We start from the raw sequence: 20,136 nt of genomic DNA, 5'->3' as shown, positions 1-20,136 counted from the left end.
TTTAGTCATCCAGCCTAAAGCGGATGACGTAGACCTTGTGCAGTTCCTTTACCGGAGCGCCATTACGCGTGGCCGGGCGATACCGGGCCTTGTGCACGTAATCCAACGCCGACTGAGCAAAGGCCTGCCCCCCGGAAACCGACTGCACATGGCAGTTGCTGGTCATGCCCGAAGCTTCCACATCGCAAATCAACGTAACGCGGCCTTCAATGTTGTCTTCCTCCATTTCTGGCGGATAGACCGGCTGCACATTGTTTAAAGGTGCCGAACCAGCAGATGTATCTGGTGCATCTGTTGTGCCATTCCCTGCTGCTGCCGCACTGCTTGGAGCAGTTGCTGCTGGCGGCGCCGCTGCCGTTTTGGTTTGCGGCGGCGTTGGGTGCTTGGGCGGCGCCTTGGCCACATGCTTGATGGGCGGCTTGGGCGGTGGCGGCACCTTGATCTTGGGCGGCGGAATATATGGCGGCGGAGGCACTGCCATAACCGGCGGTGGTGGTGGAGGCGGTGGAGGCGGCGGCGGTGGTGGAGGTGGCGGCAACATGACTGTTTTGATAGGCGGATGTGTAACGGGAACACTTGCCGTGGTGCCCATACCGTACATCAGCCCCAGCACGCCCATAAGATGCAGCGCGACAACCACCAGCAGGGCAACAACACTGACAACAGCCCCTACCCGGAACGTATATTTCACCGAGCCCGGCTGTTGCTCGTAGTCATTCATATTTGCACGTCCTCCTTTGTCACCCTGCATCTCAACAGATGCTATTGTCTTACCCTTGATGCACAGGGCGTTACCGGAGCCTGTTTACGCTGGTATGACAATAACAGATTGCTGTTCTGCCATACAGGTAACCTTTTCCAACTTTCGATTGGGCAATTAGATAGGCTTTCTGTCAAGAATGTTCTGCTAATTTCACATTTTCTTTCATAAAGACAATCTGTTCTGGCTTAGGAACAAACTCTCTCTAAAGCGGAGTTTTCTCGGCTCTGCCGGCATTTTCTCTGTTCAGTTCTGCCTTTCAGCACAACAAAAAAGCAGGCCCAAACTGGAGCCTGCTTTTTTGTATTTTTATTTCGATTTAGAAATAAATACTTACTGGGCAGAGGCACTGGCCTCTGATCGCGTTGCCCCTACACGCATGGCAAGTGCCGCTGCCATAAAGGCATCCAGATCTCCATCCAGCACTGCATCCGGGTTGCCGGTTTCTACCCCTGTGCGCAAATCTTTTACCATCTGGTAAGGTGCAAGCACGTAAGAGCGGATCTGATGCCCCCAGCCGATATCCGTTTTGGCGGCTTCTGCCGCTGCGGCCTCGGCTTCGCGCTTCTGCAACTCTGCTTCATACAAACGCGCACGCAGCATTTGCATGGCCGTTGCACGGTTGCGGTGCTGGGAACGATCCGTCTGACACGCTACAACAATACCTGTGGGCATATGCGTGATACGGATAGCGGAATCCGTTTTGTTAACGTGCTGCCCACCAGCGCCAGAGGCCCTAAAGGTATCTACCTTCAGATCTGCGTCATTGATCTCGATTTCAATGGAATCATCAATAACAGGATATACCCAAACAGATGCAAAGGATGTCTGGCGACGGGCGGCAGCATCAAACGGTGAAATACGCACCAAACGATGCACACCGGCTTCTGTTTTCAACCAGCCATACGCGTTGGGGCCCGAAACCTGAATGGTGGCGGATTTCAGGCCTGCCTGTTCACCTTCGGAACTTTCCATCAGTGTGACTTTGTAGCCATGCGCCTCTGCCCAGCGGGTGTACATGCGCAGCAACATTTCTGTCCAATCCTGCGCTTCCGTGCCACCTGCACCTGCGTTGACTTCCAGATAGCAATCATTGCTATCTGCTTCGCCAGAAAGCAGGCTTTCTGTTTCACGCCGTTTGGCTTCTTCCGCCAGATCACGCAGCGTGGCCATGCCTTCGGCCACCAAATCCGCATCACCTTCGGCTTCTGCCAGTTCAATCAGTTCACTGGTGTCGCGCACATTGGTTTCAAGCGCTTCCACACCTTCAATCTGATTGGCCAGAAGGGTACGCTCACGCATCATTTTTTGCGCGGCGTCTGAATCGTTCCACAAATCGGGGTCTTCTGCCCGGTTGTTCAGTTCAGCAAGTCTTTCCTGAGCGACATCCCAGTTAAAGATGCCTCCTCAGCAGTGCCACTGACTGCTTGATCTGGTCGTTAAGGGCTTCAGTCTCGGCAGACATCAGGCCGATTCTCCATATTTTTCTATCATGTCAAAAAAGACAGTGCGGTGCTGGTCTCTCAATAAAGGCCACCCATACCAATGTCACCCCCAGCAGGCGCAGAAGGTGCCGCAGAACCAGACGAACCACCCGCGCCAGAAGGCGCGCGTTCCCCAGCCTGCCCACCGCCAGAACCTTCAGCCGCCATATCGCTTTCAGAATCAGGCATGTTTTCAGCACCTGTATCTGCTGCTGTAAGTTCCTGCGGGTTTACGTTGCTTGAAAGGTTTGCGCTAAGCCCCGGCACCTGCCCTTCCTTAAAGGCATCTATGGCCACGCCCCTGCCCGTATCATACTGCACAAGTGTAATGCCAGCAGGTGGCACAAAATCCTGCCGTGGGTAACCATCCAAGGCGGTTTTCATCACCTTGTTCCACAAGGGGCCCGCAATAGCGCCACCAGTTTCATTCTTGCCGAGAGACTGCGGCGTATCAAACCCAATCCACACTACGGTTACAATATCTGGGGTGTACCCAGCAAACCATGCATCATTGAAGTTCTGGCTGGTGCCGGTTTTGCCTGCAATTGGCACATCTATGCCTGTTCCAGCCCGCATACCCGTGCCACGCCGGATAACATCCTGCAACATGGTGGTAATCTGGAACGCACTTTGGGCAGATGCCACCTGCTGTCGGCTATCATGCAAGGCAGGCAGATCATTCTGCCCCGGCATCACAATAGGCTGTTCCACAGGCGCTGGTGCTGGCGCAACTTTTCCTGCGTCTCCAGATTTCTGATCCGATGGCGCATCTGGAAACACAGCATCAGCGGCAGGTTGATCTGCTGTTTGTCCGCTATTGGGTTGCGCTAAGGCGGCTGTGGTCAATGCCAGCCCCTCCGGACGCCAGATCACGTGGCCTTCTCGGTCCTGCACATCATCCACCAGAGTTGGCGTCACCTTGCGCCCACCTGCTGCAAGCGAAGCATAGGCTCCAGCTTCCTTCAGCACCGTGGTTTCCACTGCCCCCAGCGCTGCGGGCAGCACATGCGGCATGGAATCCACCAGCCCAAGGTTGGTTGCCATATCCGCTACGGTTTTCATGCCCAGATGGGCCGCCAAACGAATAGTGACCAGGTTGCGCGATTCACGCAGCGCATCATGCAGAGTGGTGGGCCCCCAGAAATCTTTTTCATAGTTATTAGGGTGCCATGCCCCGTAGGAAACCGGGGAATCATCAAACTTCTGGGAAGGGGAAATCCCCTGCTCCATGGCATCCAGATAAACAAATGGCTTGAAGGAAGACCCCGGCTGACGCAGCGCCTGCGTTGCGCGATCAAACTGCGAGGCCTGAAAAGACCATCCCCCCACCAGAGCCAGAACCCGGCCCGTGCGCGCATTCATGGTAACAATGGCACCTTCCACCACGGGCACCTGCATAAGGGCAACATGGCCCCCTTCGGCCTGCGGTTGCACCATCACCACATCACCCACACGCAATGGCTTGAAGCGTCGCGCCCATGCCATATCCTTGGCCTGCACAACGCCTGTACGAGGCTCTCCTCCACTTTGGGAAGCATTGTTCCGCCGCACCACGCTGCCTTCTAGCCAGCCCACCTGCCCTTTTGCATCCAGCACAACAGCCAAACGCCATTGGTCGAGCATACCTGCAGGCACGGGCACACCCCTTAAAGCCTGCACCCACTCTGCCGTAGAGGAAGACGACCCGATATCGGAAAGATGGTGCACAGGCCCACGCCAGCCACGGTGCGCACGGTCATACGCCATCAAGCCTTGGCGCAAAATATCCTGCGCATTGCGCTGAAGCGGCAGATCCAGACTGGTATGAACATCCAGCCCCCCCTGCATTGTTACGTCCTGGCCGTAACGCTCCATCAGTTCGCGGCGCACTTCTTCCGCAAACCATTCAGCCCCCGGTGCCGGACCGGGCCGAGTGAAGCTGCGGGTAGTAAGTGGTTGGGCTTCTGCTACGCGGGCAGCATCATGCGTAATGGCACCAATATCGGCCATACGTTCCAGCACCCAGTTTCTGCGCCCTCTGGCGGCATCCGGGAAACGTACAGGATTATAATTGGTGGGAGACTTTGGCAGCGCCGCCAAAAACGCGGCTTCTGCATCATCCAATTGATCAAGCGGCTTATTGAAATAGGTTTGGGATGCCGCGGCAATACCATATGCCCCGCTGCCCAGATAAATTTCGTTGAGATAGATCTCGAGAATTTTGTCTTTGGGCAGCACCTGCTCCACCCGCATGGCCAAAAAGGCTTCCTTGGCCTTACGCTGGAAAGACACCGCATTGCTGCCCAGCAGCATAATACGTGCCACCTGCTGCGTAATGGTGGACGCCCCAATGGGCCGCTTGCCCTTGCCACGCGTTAAATCTGTAAGCCCGGCACGGGCAATGGCAACGGGGTCCACCCCTTTATGCGTCCAGAATTTCTGGTCTTCCGCCGCTACAAAGGCGTTTTTTACCTTATCTGGCACAGCACTGATGGGTACAAAAATACGCCGCTCATTAGCCAGTTCAGCAATAAGCTCATCATCCCCAGCGTAAAGGCGGCTCATGACTGGCGGCTGATAGGAGCGCAAGCCCTCTACCGTTGGCAGATCAGCTACAATCCCTTCGTACTGAGACCAAAGCAGAACCACAGCGCCCGTTGTGCCAACCAACGCCAGCGCAGCCGTTGCCCCAATTACCTTCCGCCACTGTCGAAAACGTGGGCGGCGCAGATCGGGCCTGCGATTTTGCGGAGGCCTGCCTTGAGAATGGCTGGAAGATGAACCCGGATCACCAGAAGACGGAGCGCTTGTCATACAGGCCCTTTACCATTCTCACACATAATCGTCTGCCCTGTTTGCGCATTGTAATAAAAATCATGGCCGAATTCCGACCACACGCACAAACAGTCACTAACCTAACATTTCACCTAGCAGGCGGGCTGTATAATCTACCACCGGCACAATACGCCCGTAATTGATACGGGTAGGACCAATAACACCAATAGCACCTACAACCCGGTTCGCGTCATTCCGGGCTGGAGCCATAACAACGGACATGCCCGTGGCCCCAAACAACCCACTTTCCGCACCAATAAAAATACGCACGCCCTCTGAGTTCTCTACCAACTCCAACAGGCGCAGCATGGTTTCCTGCGCTTCCAGCCGATCAAACAGTGTTTGAATGGCAAATAGCCTGTCCTGCCCATCAACATCAGCCAATAAACGGGATTGCCCACGCACAATCAGGGTGCCGCCCAACCCATCTCCGCCACCATCCCAAATAGCAAGACCACTTTCCACCACCTCGGCTGTTAGGCCGTTGAGAACGCTCCGGTCTTCCGTCATTTCAGAACTTACGCGCGTGCGTAAATCCGGCAAAGATGCACCCATGGCCCGTGCATTCAGGTAATTTGCGGCCTCCACCAAAGCGGAAGGCGGCATACCCGGAGGCGTTTCAATAACACGGTTTTCAACGTGCCCATCCGCCCCCACCAGAATAACCAGTGCACGGTTGCTGCCTAACGCCACAAACTCAATATGCTTGATGCCTCCATCCCCTTTGGGCGCCACCACAAGCCCTGCGGCATCGGACATACCTGCCAGAAGCGAAGAAGCCTCCGTAAGTGTATCTTGCAATGAACGCCCCTTGGCCTCCAGAGATTGGCCAATCACCCGCTGGTCTTCTTCCGAAAGCGCGCCAAACTGCAACAAGCCATCTACAAACAGCCGCAATCCTTTTTCTGTAGGCAGCCGCCCGGCAGATGTATGGGGGGAAAACAGCAATCCGGCTTCTGTAAGAGAAGCCATGATGTTGCGTATTGTGGCCGGAGAAAGCGGCAGCCCAAGCCTGTGAGACACAGTGCGCGAACCAACGGGCTCCCCACTTGCAACATATTCTTCCACCACTTCACGCAGAATAGCCGCAGACCGTGCATTCAGCCCCGGAGGCAGAGCAGCTTTTACTGGCAGCAAACCACGCTTCATGACACAAGGGCTCCTTCGTATATCCATAAATCCTGGATAGCCTTTATATACTCTATTCGTGCAGTTTTACTGCCGACAAAAGCGCATCATACGCGCCACACATCTTATTTTACCAAGGAGCTTTCTATGCGCCCTTCAGGCCGCCAGCCAGACCAGATGCGCCCCATTACCATTGAAACCGGCTTTGCCCATCACGCTGAAGGTTCTGCCCTTATCCGCGTTGGCGGCACGGAAGTACTGTGCACTGCCAGTGTAGAAAACCGCGTACCGCCTTTTTTGCGTGGCAAAGGCACCGGCTGGGTTACGGCCGAATACGGCATGCTGCCCCGCGCCACCCACACACGCGGCAACCGTGAAGCCGCCAAGGGCAAACAGTCTGGCCGCACGCAGGAAATTCAGCGTCTTATTGGCCGCTCCCTGCGCGCAGTAACAGATCTGAACGCTCTGGGTGAAATGAGCATTACGCTGGATTGTGACGTGCTGAACGCTGATGGTGGCACGCGCTGCGCTTCCATTACAGGTGCATGGGTGGCACTGCGTCTGGCCCTTGGCAAACTGGTTGCGACCAACGTGCTGCCTCGGTTGCCGCTGCGGGGACAGGTTGCGGCTGTTTCCTGTGGGTTAACAACGGAAGGCGCTGTGCTGGATCTGGATTACGTGGAAGATAGCTCTGCTTCTGCCGACACCAACTTTGTGCTGACAGCAGACCGCCGCATTGTGGAAATTCAGGGCACGGCAGAAAGCGCACCGTTTACAGAAGATGCGTTTGACAACCTGTTCGCACTGGCCCGCAAGGGTGTGACCGAGCTGTTTGAAGCCCAGATGGCTGCCGTGGAAGCTGCGGAAAAAAAGCACGCATGAATTCTATAAAACTAGAACGTGGCAGCACACTTGTGCTTGCCACACACAATGCTGGCAAGCTGGCAGAATTTGCCACGCTGCTGGCTGATTTTGGCATCAAGGTTGTTTCTGCTGGTGCGCTAAACCTGCCAGAACCAGAAGAAACGGCCACCACCTTTACTGGTAATGCGGCCATTAAGGCCTTAGCCGCGGCCAAAGCTGCCAACCTGCCCGCACTGGCCGATGATTCTGGGCTATGCGTAGCAGCACTAGATGGCGCGCCGGGCATTTATTCTGCCCGCTGGGCTGGCCCCAACAAAGATTTTGCAGGGGCTATGGCGCGTATTGAAGAAGGCATTGGCCAAGGCAAACGCAACGCATGGTTTATCTGTGTGCTGTGTCTGGCTCTGCCTGATGGTCGTACGGAAAGCTTTGAAGGCCGTATAGATGGCCAGATTGTCTGGCCACCACGCGGCACGCACGGCCACGGGTATGATCCCATTTTTGCCCCCGAAGGCGAAACCCATACCTTTGCAGAAATGGCTGATGCGGAAAAAAATGCAATCAGCCACCGCGCCCGCGCGTTTGATGCCTTTAAAAAAGCGTGCCTGAGCTAAAGTTCAGCCGCATTTCGGATTAACCACCTGCCGGTTCTGCGGAACTGACAGGTGGCCCCTGGATGGGGAAACAAATCAGCAAATACGGTGGTTGGCGTTCATCTTTGCCATCATGAAACCCGGCAAGCCGATTCCACTGCCCCAACGTGCAATACACATGGGTTTGCGTGCAAAAAATACCATCTGGGGAAAGCACTCGCGGGTCATGCACCATGAGTTCCATAGAACCATCGGTATTGCGGCGGAAAATAGCATCGTGCTCGAAATTGGTGGTGTAAATGCGCCCTTGTGCATCTGTTGCCAGACCATCCGCAACGCCTTTCTCCCCTTCATCCTTTACCGCAGCAGCCAAAGCACTTTCTGAGGCAGACATATCAGACAACAAAGCCGTTGGCAGACTGTACAAGCGGCGGCTGGTCAGAGGTGAATAAAATACGCGACTGGAATCTGGGCTTAAAGTAATGCCATCTACCCCGCCGGTAACAAATTTTGGTTTTTGCGCGGGGTCATATTTGAGCGGTAGCCCTTCCACCACGGCCATAAAACCTGCTTCTGCCTGTATGGATGGATGCTTCCCCAACACGCGCTTTTGCTGTCCTGTGGCAATATCCACCACCACCAAAGCCGGGCTATGGCCGAAGGAGCTATCGGTCACGTAAACGCTTCCTTCCGCCCCATGCGTAAGGTCCACCCGCAAATCATTCATATGGCTATCAGGCAGCAAAGCCGGTGATTTGAGAACGATAGAACGCACCAATTTATTGGTAGCAGGATCAAAACAGACAATTTTTGCAGCCCCCGGCTGCAAAGGTAAGCCAGCCAATTTGCCGTCATCAATCGCCCAGATAAAACCGCGCGTATCCTGTGTCATACCGTGGATGGAAAGAAGGCGTTCTGCCGGAGGTGCATCTGATGGCATGCTCAGCGCAGCACTTGGCCACGGAACAAGATGGCCGTTTACCAACTCCGCCAGCGTAGCCCCTTTGTGGTTGATGGCATGCCGCGGAAAGCCCACAAAAATACGGCCATTATCCGTAACAACAATGCCTGATGGCCCCGGCCCATAAAACTCTGCCACAATCTCGAACGACCCGGCGGATTCATAACCCTGATCACCATGCACCCCGGTTTGCACAATAGCTCTCGGCATTGCACGCGCTGCGCGGGAAAATGCCAGACCTAACCCTATGCCGCCGGCTGCAAGCAGATGCCGACGTGCAAGTTTTGAGCTGATTATAGGGCTGAGTGATTTTTGATTCAGCGTTATGTTCCTGCGCACCATTCCGTTGTGTCTCCAGTTCTTTGATGAATCTGAAACACAGTGTGGCACAGATTGGCGGATATCCGCGTGATTTCTGTCCGTAACTTTCATCACAACACGGCACAGCACAAAAAAAATGGCGCCGGAAACCGACGCCATTTTCTTAAAACGTAATGTTCAAAAAACATAAAGGAGCAGCCAGACCGCCCCTTTATGGCTGAACAATTAGTCTTCGCCGTCTGTATTACGACGACGGATAGCTGCACCCAGGATATCACCCAAGGAAGCGCCGCTATCAGCAGAGCCGTATTCGTTAATGGCCTGCTTGTCTTCTTCCACTTCACGACCCTTAATGGTCAGGGCCAGCTTGCGGGCTGCACGATCAACAGAGATGATCTTTGCATCCACGCGTTCGCCAACAGCAAAGCGTTCCGGACGCTGTTCTGCCTTATCACGGGCCAGTTCAGCGCGGCGGATAAAGCCGGTCAGAACATCGTCAACCTTCACTTCGATACCGTTCGTCTGAACAGCGGTCACGATGCAGGTTACGATAGAGCCCTTCTGAACGCTGGCAAGCGCATCGGCTGCCGGATCTTCCTGAAGCTGCTTGATGCCCAGAGAGATACGTTCTTTTTCCACATCCACGTCCAGAACCTTGGCTTTGACAACCTGGCCCTTTTCGTAATGCTTCATGGCTTCTTCGCCCGGTTCGTCCCAAGACAGGTCGGACATGTGAACCATGCCGTCGATGTCTGCAGACAGACCGATGAACAGGCCGAACTCGGTGATGTTGCGGATTTCGCCTTCTACGGTGGAGCCAACTTTGTGCTCTTCCGCGAACTGCTCCCACGGGTTGCGCTGAACCTGCTTGAGGCCCAGAGAAATGCGGCGCTTGGCGCTGTCCACATCCAGAACCATCACGTCCACTTCCTGAGAGGTCGCAACGATCTTGCCCGGATGGACGTTCTTTTTCGTCCAGGACATTTCGGACACGTGCACCAGACCTTCAACACCCGGTTCCAGCTCAACAAATGCGCCGTAATCGGTGATGTTGGTCACGCGGCCCGTGAAGCGAGCACCCGGCGGGTACTTCAGGGCAACATTTTCCCACGGATCAGCTTCAAGCTGCTTCATGCCAAGGGAGATACGCTGCGTTTCCGGGTTGAAGCGGATAACCTGCACGCGCACTGGCTGGCCGATCTGCAGAGCTTCAGACGGATGGTTGATGCGCTTCCATGCAATGTCGGTCACATGCAGCAGGCCGTCAACGCCGCCCAGATCAACGAACGCACCGTAATCGGTGATGTTCTTGACCACGCCATCCAGAATCATGCCTTCCGTCAGGCCCTGAATCAGTTCGCTGCGCTGTTCAGCACGCGTTTCTTCCAGAACGGCACGGCGAGACACAACGATGTTGCCACGAGCGCGATCCATTTTCAGAATCTGGAACGGCTGGGGCACACCCATCAGCGGGCTAACATCACGCACAGGGCGGATATCCACCTGGCTGCCGGGCAGGAACGCCATGGCGCCACCCAGATCAACCGTGAAGCCACCCTTCACACGGCCATAAATGGTGCCGTTGACGCGGTGATTGGCTTCGAAAGCCTTTTCCAGGCTGGTCCAAGCTTCTTCACGACGTGCTTTTTCACGGGAAAGCACGATGCTGCCATCGCGATCTTCATACCGTTCAACATACAGTTCAACGATATCGCCGGGCTTAACTTCCGGCTTTACACCCTGAGGTGCAAATTCACGCAGGGCAACGCGGCCTTCACTTTTCAGGCCGACATCAACAATGGCGTAATCATCGGTCAGACGAACAACGCGGCCGCGAACAACGGAGCCATCAAAGCCCGAATCCCGGCCAAGGGTTTCGTCCAGAAGGGTTGCAAAATCTTCACCGCGGAAATGGTCCGCAGTCTGGGTTGTGGCTGAAGCCATGTGTAACTGTTAACCTTGGGCCTGCCTGCAATGGGCAAACAAGCTATTCCTGCGCCCCGCATCCTGCGGCACGGCTTACTTGGCACGCCTATAGGGGCCATCCCCTGTAGCCTTTTTGCCAAGCCTCAAATCAAAATAAAAACAAACCTGCATGGTACGCAGTGTTTGATCATGCACAGACACTGTCCACAGGCCGCTTGTCAATACAAACCACCCGTGCACAGCCTGAAAACTGCCAGAAAAACGGCATTACGTAACCGCTCTAACACACTTTGGCAGAATTTTTATTCTGAGATTCCAGCGAGTCGTTCCCGTACGATCTGCAATGCTTTTGCCAAAACGGCATCTACTTCCAGCGCATCTGTCTCGATCACATATGCGTCATCCGCCACAAGCATGGGAGCAGATGCACGCCCGGCATCTGCATCGTCCCGAGTGCGCAAGGCATCTTCCAGTTCTGCTATACGGGTTGGGGCATCTGGAGCATTCCGGTCACCACCAAGCTGCAAGAAGCGGCGCACAGCCCGCGTGCTGGGGGATGCCGTAATAAACAGTTTTACGTCTGCATCCGGAAAAATGGCGGTGCCAATATCCCGCCCATCCAGCACAGCCCCTTTTGCCTGCGCAAACCGGCGCTGCGTTTCCACCAAAGCGGCGCGCACTTCTGGCTGCCCTGCCACCTTGCTGGCGGCTTGCGCTACCAACGGGGTGCGTAAATCCGTTCTTTCCAAATCTTCTGGCAACAAACGTGCAGCAAATTCCTGCGCAGGAGAGGTTGGGTCCTGCCCCGCATCCAACGCCAAGCGCCCCACAGCACGGTATAGCAAGCCTGTATCCAGATACGGCAGGTGCAGAGCTTCCGCCAACCTGCGTGCCAAAGTGCCCTTACCTGCTGCGGCAGGGCCATCCACTGCAATAACTGGACCGCCTCGCGTCATGCTACAAACCCCGCGCCAATGCTGTTCATCAGATCCAAATACTGCGGAAAGCTGGTTTCGATAAAAGAGGTATCATCAATTTCCACAGGCTTTTCGGCAACAAGCCCCATAACAGAAGCGCTCATGGCCAAGCGATGATCCATGTGCGTTTCCACCTTGCCGCCACCGGGAATATGGCCAGCCGTGCCGTACACAACCATGTCATTCCCTTCCACTGCGGTGCGGACTCCGTTGTTTTCCAGCAGTGCTACGGTTGCGGCCAGACGGTCACTTTCCTTCACCCGCAGTTCTTCCACCCCGCAAAAGCGAGAAACACCAGAGGCATAGGCCGCCGCAACAGCCAACACCGGGTATTCATCAATCATGGAAGGCGCACGTTCTGGCGGCACCTCCACGCCCTTGAGAGCAGAAGCCCGCACACGCAAATCCCCGACGGGTTCTCCGCCTTCTGTGCGTGCATTCAGGATTTCAAGCTGTGCACCCATTTCCTGCAATGTGGTAAACAACCCGGTCCGCAACGGATTGAGCCCTACGCCAAAAATGGTGATATCAGACCCAGCCACCAACAGTGCGGCAACAAGCGGGAAAGCGGCGGAGGAAGGATCTCCCGGCACAGCAACATCACGCGCCACAAGGTTGGGCCGCCCCTGCAAACGAATAACCCGACCACCTTCTGGCGTTTTTTCTACGGAAACCTCTGCCCCAAAATGGCGCAGCATATTTTCTGTATGGTCACGCGTGGCAACTGGTTCTTCTACGCGCGTTTCCCCCACCGCATTCAGCCCAGCCAACAATACAGCGGACTTAACCTGAGCAGAAGCAACGGGAAGACGGTAATCAAGAGGCTTGGGATCTGCCAAGCCGCGAATAGCCATGGGTAAACGGCCACCCTCACGCGCAAGGAATGTGGCCCCAGTGCCTGCCAGCGGGTCCATAACGCGCTTCATGGGTCTGCGGCGCAGGCTGGCATCCCCCGTCATTACAGATGTCATGCCGTGGCTGGCCAAAATGCCGGACAGTAAACGAGCAGCTGTGCCCGAATTGCCCATATCCAGCACGTTATTCGGCTCTTTAAGCTGGCCGACACCCGGCCCGCTTACACGCCACTGGCCTGGGCCTTCTTGCACGGCATCTGCGCCCAATGCACGCATGGCTGCGGCCGTGCACAACACATCCTCACCTTCCAACAGGCCAGAAATATGCGTGGTCCCTTTGGCAAGGGAGGCAAACATGAGGGCACGATGGCTGATAGACTTATCGCCCGGCACCCGGATGGAGCCAGAAAGAGAAGCCGGAGCGCGAGAAACCCGTAATGGGCGAGTGGAAGATGTGGTCTGCTGTGTCATACCTTGTTCATTCCGGCGTGTCGGGCGGCAAGTCAATCCGCCAGAAACCATAAAAACTGCTTTCTGCTGCCAGAAAATGCATTTGTTCTGCAAGTCGGGTTTGACAGGACACAAAACACAATGGCATTTGGCGTCGCCTTATAGTCTGGTTCGATTCCACCCCGCGTTGCGGGAGGGGATCGTCCTTCTTTCCGGGGCATCTGTGCCCCCCAATCTGACTGCTCAGGATCGACAGGTAGCAAGATGTCTCAGCCCGATCTCGGCACCAAACGCGTCTGCGTCTCCTGCGGTGCCCATTTTTATGATCTAAACCGCACTCCTGCCGTATGCCCCAAATGTGGCACGGAACAGCCCCCACTGGTGCCCCGTTTGCGCCGGAATTCTGACACTCTGTCCAGCACCCCGGTAACGGCAGCTCCCGCCAAAAAACCCAGTGAAGACGATATTGATCTGGATACAGATGCGGATACAGATGCCGATGACGTGCTGGAAGATACCGCCGATCTGGATGATGACGATGATGATGACATCAGCTCCGATATTGATGTCAGCACGGATTCGGACGAACACGATTCCTGATCTGCTGCCATAAACACAGCAAAGAAAAAGCCCGCCTTTTGGCGGGCTTTTTTTTATGAAGATCTCATCAATTTTTTACGTAGCTGTTGAACGTCTTTCTATTTCCACCCCTACGGCTTCGATTTCTTCAAAAACATCCAGCTTTTCAATCCGTACCCGCACAACCTTTACGCGGTTATCTGCCAGTACACCGGCGGCAATACGTTCTGCCAGCGTTTCCACCAGCCTTACGTGCCCCTCCGCCACAATCTGGCGTACCAGCACAACCACCTGCTCATAGGAAACTGTGCGGCTTAGATCATCCGCGCCAATTTCCAGATCTGTCCGATCATCCACACCGAACGAAACGGATACGCGAATACGTTGCGATACCCCTTGTTCGTGCGGAAAGACGCCAATATTGGCATCCAGAATCATGTTGCGGATAAACAGGCGGCGCAAAGGCGGCTGATCCGCCCATGGAGCAAAAACAGCCATTTTCTATTCTTCCAATACAGCACCGGCAGGCAAAGCCGGAGACCATTGTAAATGCTGCCCGCCATCCAACGCCAGCATCTGCCCTGTTACAGAGGGCAAAGCCAACAGCGCCAGCGCGACGCGCGCAACTTCTTGCGGTGATGTACCATGCCCCAAAGGCACAGATGCACATTGCCGGGCAAACTGTTCTTCTGTCTGCCGCGTACTGGGTAATGCTGGCCCGGGGCCTATAGCATTCACACGTATGCCTTTGGGGGCCAGCGCTAACGCCATTGTTTGGGTTAACGTCCACAAAGCGCTTTTAGAAACCGTATAACTGACAAAATGTGGCGTAAGAGACCACACGCGCTCATCCAGCATGTTCAACACCATGCCTTGCGCCGTTTCTGGCAGCGCCTTGGCAAAATGCTGCATCAGCACAAATGGGGCGCGTAGGTTGGGTTTAAGATGTGCCATCCAGCTTTCACGGGTGACATTATGCCACTCATCCCGCTCAAACGTAGAAGCGTTGTTGACCAGAACACCCAGCGGCCCACCCAAGGCCGCAGAGGCCTGTTGCACCAGAGGTTCTACCCCTTCTTCCCGCGCAAGATCAGCTTGCAACAGGCAGCTTTTTTGCCCGCATGCGTTAATAGCGGCGGCTGTTTCCTGCGCATCTTCCTGCCCGGAGCGATAGTGAATCGCCACATCAAATCCGGCCTGCGCCAACCCTAGGGCTATGGCACGGCCAAGCCGAGCCCCTCCGCCCGTAACCAATGCACGACGGGGAATAGCCGCCGAAATGGGAAAACCATTCAGTGGCATTGTGTCTGCCTCCTTTATCGTCATGCAGGGCGCCGTGCGCCCAGTGCTGCGGCCAAAGTGCCATCATCCAGCACATCCAGCGCCCCACCCATAGGCACGCCTTGCGCAACACGGCTGACAGTCACGCCACCATAAGATGCGAGCTGATCCATGAGCCAATGCATGGTGGTGGCACCTTCCACCGTGGCACCTAGCGCCAGAATAATTTCGCGCACCGTGCCTTTGTTCAGCTTTTCAAACAGCGGGGCGACATCCAGATCTTCTGGCCCAATTCCCGCCAGCGGGGACAATGTGCCACCTAGAACCTGATAGACTCCACGATGCACGCCCGCACGCTCCAGCGCCCACAGATCCCCCACCGTTTCCACTACACAGATCAAGCCCTGATCTCGCAGAGGATCAGAGCAGATATGGCACGGGTTTATCGTATCCAGATTACCGCAGGATGAGCAGGTTTTTATAGCATTACCCGCCCGCTCCATTGCGCGCGCTAAAGGTGCCAGCCGGGTTTGAGGCTCCTTTAGCAAATACAGCGCAACCCTGCGCGCAGAGCGCGGGCCAAACCCCGGCAGCCGGCCCAAAAGCCGGATAAGCTGCTCTATTTCCTGCCCACCCATACCGGACAATTCTGCTACCCGTTCCGTTATATCAGAACGGCAGCTTCATGCCTGGCGGCAGGTTCAGGCCACCGGTCACTTTCTGCATTTCTTCTGCTGCTTTTTCATCCAGCTTTTTGCGGGCATCTGCACAGGCCGCCACGATCAGATCCTGCAACATTTCCATTTCTTCTGGATCTGCCAGCTTGGGATCAATTTTAATGGAGCGCATGTCTCCTTTACCGCTCAGCACAACCTGAACCATGCCTGCGCCGGCTGAACCTTCAATGTTCATGGCTTCCAGCGTGCTCTGCATTGCTTCCATTTTGGACTGCATCTGCGTGGCCTGCTTCATCAATGAGGCAAGATTTTTCATCAACTATCCCTTTATTCTCAAACTGCCCTGTTGCTGGCAGCCTGTTGCTATATGTCACACCACACAGCCTGAGGGGCGTGCATTACCTGCTCACCGGAGTCAGTCTGGAGACATGCCCGGATCATAGGGGCGTTCATCATCATCCAGAAACTCTGCATCCAACGGTGCAAAAAGCAGTTCTGGGGCCGGTTCTTCTGGCGGTAGGCCGTAATCATCCAAACCATGATCGCGCACTTCGCCCAGCTCTGCATCCGGGAAAAACTTGAGAATGGCCTTCACCAATGGGTGTGCTTCAGCTTCCTTACGCCGAAACTGAATGATTTCGGCCCCCTGCGCATCCAGCGTGGGTTCGCCTTCTTCCTCCGAAAGCCCCACCCGCCATGACATACCCGTGGCACGATCCAAAACTTTACGCAGTTCTTGCGCGGCCCCGGAGGGCACGTGCTGCTCAAACCGCAATACAATATGCCCCGGCGCAAAAGACACCAGATGCGCCGCATGCCGAAGCTGACCGTGCAGGATGGCTTCTTTTTGATCCTTCACCAAAGCCACGGCTTCTCGCCATGTGCGTGGGTTGGGGAGAACCTGTGGTTCATCAGAGGGAGCAGAAACCGAAGCAACAACAGGCACGGCGGCAGAAACACTTTGTCCACCACTCACCATACGCAATGGCGGCGGCTGATGCCCTGCTGAAGCTGATGGCGTAGGCAGCGCGGAACTCGCCCCAGCCGTGGGGGCTTGAGAACTTCCACCTGTATTTGGAGAAGCTGCTCCCTGCCCTGCTGAATGTCCCGCGCCAGAAAGACGTTTTATTAAATCTTCAGGAGATGGGAGATCCGCCACATAACACAGGCGAATCAGCACCATATCTGCGGCAGCGCGCCTATCAGATGCGGCTTCCACTTCCTGCATCCCTTTTACCAGCATCTGCCACGCACGCATCAGCACAGGCACAGTAAAGGTATCAGCCATATGCGTGCCCCGCACACGCTCGGCCTCTGGCATATCTGCCGAATCGCGCAGGCTGGGAACGGCCCGCAAACGAGAAACCGTGTGTACCAGTTCCAGCATATCCCCCAACACAAGGCCGGGGTCTGCGCCGCGTGCATATGCTGCATCCAGCAACGCCAAAGCTTGCTCTGGCTTGCCTGTTAACACCGCTTCCAGCAGATCGAACACAACTTCCCGATCTGCCAAACCCAGCATGTCACTAATAACCGTGGCGCCAATTACGCCATCTGCATCCGTTTGGCCGGTACCTTGCGCAATAGCCTGATCCAACAAGGAAAGCCCATCACGCACCGAGCCATCAGCAGCCCGTGCCACCAATGCCAACGCATCTGGTGACAGGCGCACATGCTCTTTATCTGCGATGCGGGAGAACAACCCCACCAGTTCAGATTGTGGAACACGCCGCAAATCAAACCGCTGGCAACGCGAAAGCACCGTTACCGGCACCTTCCGCAGTTCTGTAGTGGCAAAAATAAACGTAACTTGTGCAGGCGGCTCTTCCAGCGTTTTGAGCAGCGCATTGAAGGCATTGCGAGACAGCATATGCACTTCGTCAATAATAAAGACCTTCATACGCCCTTGCATGGGGCGGAAGCGCGTAGCTTCTATAATCTCACGCACATCATCTACACCAGTGCGGGAGGCAGCATCCATTTCCAGCACATCCGGGTGCCGATCGTTCAAAATAGCCACACAGTTTGCGCAAACACCGCATGGATCTGCCGTTGGGCCACCTTTGCCATCTGGCCCGATGCAATTAAGAGCGCGCGCAATAATACGGGCCGTGGTGGTTTTACCCACCCCGCGCACACCGGTAAGCATAAACGCGTGGGCCACGCGCCCCAGTGCAAACGCATTACGCAGCGTGCGCACCATGGCTTCCTGGCCAATCAGATCATCAAATGTAGTGGGGCGATATTTACGGGCCAGCACCCGGTACGGCGATGCTGCCTGATCCTGCATTGCGGGAAGTTGCTCTACCGCCTGTTGGGCGGGCTCATCACCAAACAGACCAGGGCCTTCCATTTCAGGATTGGGGAGTCCCTCATCCTGAGGAAGCTGCGCGTCTGTTTTGTCGCTCATGTCTTGCCCGAAGAAAAAGTTCACGCCTTGTTTTATATGCGAAACACGTGCCGCATTGGCGGAAAATAACGGGTGGAAAGCCGAACAATGACCCGGACGAAACTTACCATGGCTGCTTCCTTCCGGATCTGACCGGGTTGGCAAGGTGTCCGTCCACTGCCGACTTTCCGCTTTTTACATAACACTAAATGGAGGCAGATGCCAACCCTGTGTAATGGCTGCCAAAGCCCGTTGCTTTACCTTCTGGCCATGAACAGGCTAAAAACAGAACACCCCAGAAGCACAGACCTGTGTATTAAGAGAGTTTTGCGCGTGTTTTTATTCCGCCCTTCCACTCCGCTTTTTCGGCCTCTTACTTTGGCATCCCTCTTTTTTATGGGCTCTCTTGCTGCCTCAGCAGTTGCGCGCGCAGATGATGATCCGCCGCCCCGTACAAATGTGCCAAATGTACAGTTGCAAAAAGAGCTGGCCGTACTGCACTTTAAACCAGAAGCAGCTAGCCCGGCCTGTATTGATGCACTGAAAGAACTGCACAAAACGCAGGATATGCTTAAAGCTGAAGAAGCGCGGTCTCATGATCAGGATCTGGCTATTGCGGAAGATGTGCTGGAATCTGATTTTGAAAATTCTATAGAAATGTGTGCACCAGATGTGCAGCGCCTGTGCGAAGCACCCAATCCTTCTGCCGAGCTGGCGCATACCTGTGAGAAAATTGACAGTCTGCCTGATTCTACAAACTGATTTTTCTTTAAACCCAGAAAGGCCTGCCCCTGCATGTACAATCGCACCTTCTGGCGCGCTGTTTCCTGCCCGGCCGGGCCTTATGGCTGGCTACCACTTATTCTGGTTGCAATATTATTTTTTATAATCGGCTTTGTAACCTGGCTGAATGGTCCCCTTATATCTTTTGTAAAAATTGCATTTTCTCTTGATGATATAAGCGCATTTTTGATCCCTTTTGTTTTTTACATTTCATATTTTTTATTCGCCATTCCGGCCGGTAAAATTGTAACAAAACAAGGCCTAAGACAAAGCCTGATATATGCCTTAAGCATTATGACAGCAGGCATGATTGTTACAGGCCAATTTATGAAAGCATCATCCTACCTTGGTGCATTATGCGGATTTTTAATTCTGGGTAGCGGGTTGGCGCTTCTGCAGGTTGCTGTAAACCCTTACATAAGCTTTTTAGGCCCAACTGATCGTGCGGCACAACGTATTGCAATTATGGGTATCTGCAACAAAGTTGGCGGCATTTTAGCTCCTGTTGCTTTGGCAGCGTTTGCCATGCCGCATATTGGGGATTTGCCACTTACTTATAATGCGCAAAACAATTTGATTTTACGGCAACAATTCATTTCCACAATTTACTGGCCTTATATAGGAATGGCTACGCTTTTAGCTCTGACAACTTTGTATATAAAATTTTCAACCCTACCTGATATAAAAATATCTCATCCAAAAAACATAGAAACAAGCGTTACTACAAATTCAAACCCAACATTATGCTTCGGTGTTTTTGCCATGTTTCTTTACGTTGGCGTAGAGGTGCTGGCTGGAGATGCTATTGGAACCTATGCATCTGGATTTCATATTCCATTCAGAATATCCAGCCTTTTTACATCAGCTACCCTTGCTTGTATGCTTTGTGGGTATCTGCTTGGGTTAATATGTGTACCACGCTATATCTCTCAAGAACGCGCGCTTCTGCTTTCCTGCCTCACAGGTTTTACCTTAAGCCTTCTGGCATATATGACTGATGGATACATGTCTGTTGCATGTATCGCGCTTCTTGGTCTCTCAAATTCCATGATATTTCCATCTCTTTTTCCAACTGTTTTAAATTCCACCCACAACAAAACCTCTTTTGTCTCTGCGTTACTGGTTATGGCATATTGTGGAGGTGGCATTTTACCGCAATGCTTTGTATGGCTGAAATCCATTATAGGGTTTCAGGCAGCATTTTCAGCATTATCCTGCATATGCTATTTTGTGATTTCCTTATTTATTTTACGTTTTTCAAAAACATCCCACAACACAAACCCCTAATGGCTGGC

18 protein-coding genes and 1 other RNA gene are annotated in these 20,136 nt (G+C 54.3%); 5 read left to right on the top strand and 14 right to left on the bottom strand.

Annotation, left to right across the window (positions count from 1 at the left end):
• Position 1: 1 nt before the first annotated feature.
• The 4 genes from ACP7IZ_RS06755 to hrcA all read right to left on the bottom strand — a co-directional run bounded on the left by ACP7IZ_RS06755 (position 2) and on the right by hrcA (position 6,234).
• Entirely contained in the window at positions 2-751 is a 750-nt protein-coding gene (locus ACP7IZ_RS06755; protein ID WP_426848387.1) for an energy transducer TonB, read from the bottom strand.
• A gap of 342 nt (positions 752-1,093) precedes the next feature.
• Positions 1,094-2,225, bottom strand: a protein-coding gene (prfB, locus tag ACP7IZ_RS06750; protein ID WP_096884278.1) for a peptide chain release factor 2 whose coding sequence is annotated in 2 segments (ribosomal slippage) — positions 1,094-2,155 and positions 2,157-2,225 — 1,131 coding nt in all. Because the reading frame shifts where the segments join, the coding sequence is not laid out codon by codon here.
• A gap of 58 nt (positions 2,226-2,283) precedes the next feature.
• Positions 2,284-5,037 (bottom strand): penicillin-binding protein 1A, encoded by a 2,754-nt coding sequence (locus ACP7IZ_RS06745; protein ID WP_426848386.1) that lies wholly within the window; start codon positions 5,035-5,037, stop codon positions 2,284-2,286.
• A 96-nt stretch (positions 5,038-5,133) separates the two neighbouring features.
• Complete coding sequence (gene hrcA, locus ACP7IZ_RS06740; RefSeq protein WP_426848385.1) at positions 5,134-6,234, bottom strand: heat-inducible transcriptional repressor HrcA; 1,101 nt, start codon at positions 6,232-6,234, stop codon at positions 5,134-5,136.
• A 99-nt stretch (positions 6,235-6,333) separates the two neighbouring features.
• On the opposite strand from hrcA, the gene rph reads away from it, so the two are divergent.
• On the top strand, positions 6,334-7,068 hold the full coding sequence (gene rph, locus ACP7IZ_RS06735) for a ribonuclease PH (RefSeq protein ID WP_426848383.1): 735 nt from the start codon (positions 6,334-6,336) through the stop codon (positions 7,066-7,068).
• Entirely contained in the window at positions 7,065-7,664 is a 600-nt protein-coding gene (rdgB, locus tag ACP7IZ_RS06730; RefSeq protein WP_426848382.1) for an RdgB/HAM1 family non-canonical purine NTP pyrophosphatase, read from the top strand. The genes rph and rdgB overlap by 4 nt, the downstream gene beginning before the upstream one ends.
• A 19-nt stretch (positions 7,665-7,683) precedes the next feature.
• On the opposite strand, the gene ACP7IZ_RS06725 is transcribed toward rdgB, so the two are convergent.
• The 4 genes from ACP7IZ_RS06725 to aroA all read right to left on the bottom strand — a co-directional run bounded on the left by ACP7IZ_RS06725 (position 7,684) and on the right by aroA (position 13,204).
• Positions 7,684-9,036, bottom strand: a complete 1,353-nt coding sequence (locus ACP7IZ_RS06725) for an L-dopachrome tautomerase-related protein (protein WP_426848397.1) — start codon at positions 9,034-9,036, stop codon at positions 7,684-7,686.
• Positions 9,037-9,150: 114 nt separating this feature from the next.
• On the bottom strand, positions 9,151-10,869 hold the full coding sequence (rpsA, locus tag ACP7IZ_RS06720) for a 30S ribosomal protein S1 (protein WP_426848381.1): 1,719 nt from the start codon (positions 10,867-10,869) through the stop codon (positions 9,151-9,153).
• 284 nt (positions 10,870-11,153) lie between these two features.
• Positions 11,154-11,807, bottom strand: a complete 654-nt coding sequence (locus tag ACP7IZ_RS06715) for a (d)CMP kinase (RefSeq protein WP_426848380.1) — start codon at positions 11,805-11,807, stop codon at positions 11,154-11,156.
• Positions 11,804-13,204: a 3-phosphoshikimate 1-carboxyvinyltransferase gene (gene aroA, locus ACP7IZ_RS06710; RefSeq protein WP_426848379.1), complete on the bottom strand. Its 1,401-nt coding sequence runs from the start codon at positions 13,202-13,204 to the stop codon at positions 11,804-11,806. Before aroA ends, ACP7IZ_RS06715 begins: the two co-directional genes overlap by 4 nt.
• Before the next feature lie 192 nt (positions 13,205-13,396).
• Between aroA and ACP7IZ_RS06705 the strand changes: the two genes are divergently transcribed.
• Positions 13,397-13,732 (top strand): FYDLN acid domain-containing protein, encoded by a 336-nt coding sequence (locus ACP7IZ_RS06705; protein WP_019089005.1) that lies wholly within the window; start codon positions 13,397-13,399, stop codon positions 13,730-13,732.
• Between the two features lie 75 nt (positions 13,733-13,807).
• Here ACP7IZ_RS06705 and folB read toward each other — a convergent pair whose 3' ends face one another.
• From folB to ffs, 6 genes are all read right to left on the bottom strand, one after another.
• Positions 13,808-14,209, bottom strand: a complete 402-nt coding sequence (gene folB / locus ACP7IZ_RS06700; RefSeq protein ID WP_426848377.1) for a dihydroneopterin aldolase — start codon at positions 14,207-14,209, stop codon at positions 13,808-13,810.
• Positions 14,210-14,212: 3 nt separating this feature from the next.
• Positions 14,213-15,013 (bottom strand): SDR family oxidoreductase, encoded by an 801-nt coding sequence (locus ACP7IZ_RS06695; protein WP_426848376.1) that lies wholly within the window; start codon positions 15,011-15,013, stop codon positions 14,213-14,215.
• Between the two features lie 20 nt (positions 15,014-15,033).
• Positions 15,034-15,630, bottom strand: coding sequence for a recombination mediator RecR (gene recR, locus ACP7IZ_RS06690; RefSeq protein WP_035350698.1), 597 nt, complete (start codon positions 15,628-15,630; stop codon positions 15,034-15,036).
• A 31-nt stretch (positions 15,631-15,661) separates the two neighbouring features.
• Entirely contained in the window at positions 15,662-15,985 is a 324-nt protein-coding gene (locus tag ACP7IZ_RS06685) for a YbaB/EbfC family nucleoid-associated protein (RefSeq protein WP_003624890.1), read from the bottom strand.
• Between the two features lie 99 nt (positions 15,986-16,084).
• Positions 16,085-18,079, bottom strand: a complete 1,995-nt coding sequence (locus ACP7IZ_RS06680) for a DNA polymerase III subunit gamma/tau (protein ID WP_426848375.1) — start codon at positions 18,077-18,079, stop codon at positions 16,085-16,087.
• 71 nt (positions 18,080-18,150) lie between these two features.
• Positions 18,151-18,248: signal recognition particle sRNA small type (ffs, locus tag ACP7IZ_RS06675), an RNA gene on the bottom strand.
• 29 nt (positions 18,249-18,277) lie between these two features.
• On the opposite strand from ffs, the gene ACP7IZ_RS06670 reads away from it, so the two are divergent.
• Both ACP7IZ_RS06670 and gluP read left to right on the top strand, forming a co-directional pair.
• Entirely contained in the window at positions 18,278-18,820 is a 543-nt protein-coding gene (locus ACP7IZ_RS06670) for a hypothetical protein (protein WP_426848373.1), read from the top strand.
• A gap of 33 nt (positions 18,821-18,853) precedes the next feature.
• Positions 18,854-20,128, top strand: coding sequence for a glucose/galactose MFS transporter (gene gluP, locus ACP7IZ_RS06665; RefSeq protein ID WP_426848372.1), 1,275 nt, complete (start codon positions 18,854-18,856; stop codon positions 20,126-20,128).
• The last annotated feature ends 8 nt before the right edge of the window (positions 20,129-20,136 follow it).

The sequence above is a fragment of the Acetobacter sp. AAB5 genome (assembly GCF_050106715.1).
Lineage (GTDB): Bacteria > Pseudomonadota > Alphaproteobacteria > Acetobacterales > Acetobacteraceae > Acetobacter > Acetobacter oryzifermentans.
This window is presented reverse-complemented; position numbering and strand designations above follow the sequence as displayed.

What these genes read in the sequence shown, in the direction of transcription:
- ACP7IZ_RS06755 (WP_426848387.1), bottom strand. Translation starts at nt 751, where the DNA reads ATGCAGGGTGACAAAGGAGGACGTGCAAATATGAATGACTACGAGCAA.
- ACP7IZ_RS06745 (WP_426848386.1), bottom strand. Translation starts at nt 5,037, where the DNA reads ATGACAAGCGCTCCGTCTTCTGGTGATCCGGGTTCATCTTCCAGCCAT.
- hrcA (WP_426848385.1), bottom strand. Translation starts at nt 6,234, where the DNA reads ATGGATATACGAAGGAGCCCTTGTGTCATGAAGCGTGGTTTGCTGCCA.
- rph (WP_426848383.1), top strand. Translation starts at nt 6,334, where the DNA reads ATGCGCCCTTCAGGCCGCCAGCCAGACCAGATGCGCCCCATTACCATT.
- rdgB (WP_426848382.1), top strand. Translation starts at nt 7,065, where the DNA reads ATGAATTCTATAAAACTAGAACGTGGCAGCACACTTGTGCTTGCCACA.
- ACP7IZ_RS06725 (WP_426848397.1), bottom strand. Translation starts at nt 9,036, where the DNA reads ATGAAAGTTACGGACAGAAATCACGCGGATATCCGCCAATCTGTGCCA.
- rpsA (WP_426848381.1), bottom strand. Translation starts at nt 10,869, where the DNA reads ATGGCTTCAGCCACAACCCAGACTGCGGACCATTTCCGCGGTGAAGAT.
- ACP7IZ_RS06715 (WP_426848380.1), bottom strand. Translation starts at nt 11,807, where the DNA reads ATGACGCGAGGCGGTCCAGTTATTGCAGTGGATGGCCCTGCCGCAGCA.
- aroA (WP_426848379.1), bottom strand. Translation starts at nt 13,204, where the DNA reads ATGGTTTCTGGCGGATTGACTTGCCGCCCGACACGCCGGAATGAACAA.
- ACP7IZ_RS06705 (WP_019089005.1), top strand. Translation starts at nt 13,397, where the DNA reads ATGTCTCAGCCCGATCTCGGCACCAAACGCGTCTGCGTCTCCTGCGGT.
- folB (WP_426848377.1), bottom strand. Translation starts at nt 14,209, where the DNA reads ATGGCTGTTTTTGCTCCATGGGCGGATCAGCCGCCTTTGCGCCGCCTG.
- ACP7IZ_RS06695 (WP_426848376.1), bottom strand. Translation starts at nt 15,013, where the DNA reads ATGCCACTGAATGGTTTTCCCATTTCGGCGGCTATTCCCCGTCGTGCA.
- recR (WP_035350698.1), bottom strand. Translation starts at nt 15,630, where the DNA reads ATGGGTGGGCAGGAAATAGAGCAGCTTATCCGGCTTTTGGGCCGGCTG.
- ACP7IZ_RS06685 (WP_003624890.1), bottom strand. Translation starts at nt 15,985, where the DNA reads ATGAAAAATCTTGCCTCATTGATGAAGCAGGCCACGCAGATGCAGTCC.
- ACP7IZ_RS06680 (WP_426848375.1), bottom strand. Translation starts at nt 18,079, where the DNA reads ATGAGCGACAAAACAGACGCGCAGCTTCCTCAGGATGAGGGACTCCCC.
- ACP7IZ_RS06670 (WP_426848373.1), top strand. Translation starts at nt 18,278, where the DNA reads ATGCCAACCCTGTGTAATGGCTGCCAAAGCCCGTTGCTTTACCTTCTG.
- gluP (WP_426848372.1), top strand. Translation starts at nt 18,854, where the DNA reads ATGTACAATCGCACCTTCTGGCGCGCTGTTTCCTGCCCGGCCGGGCCT.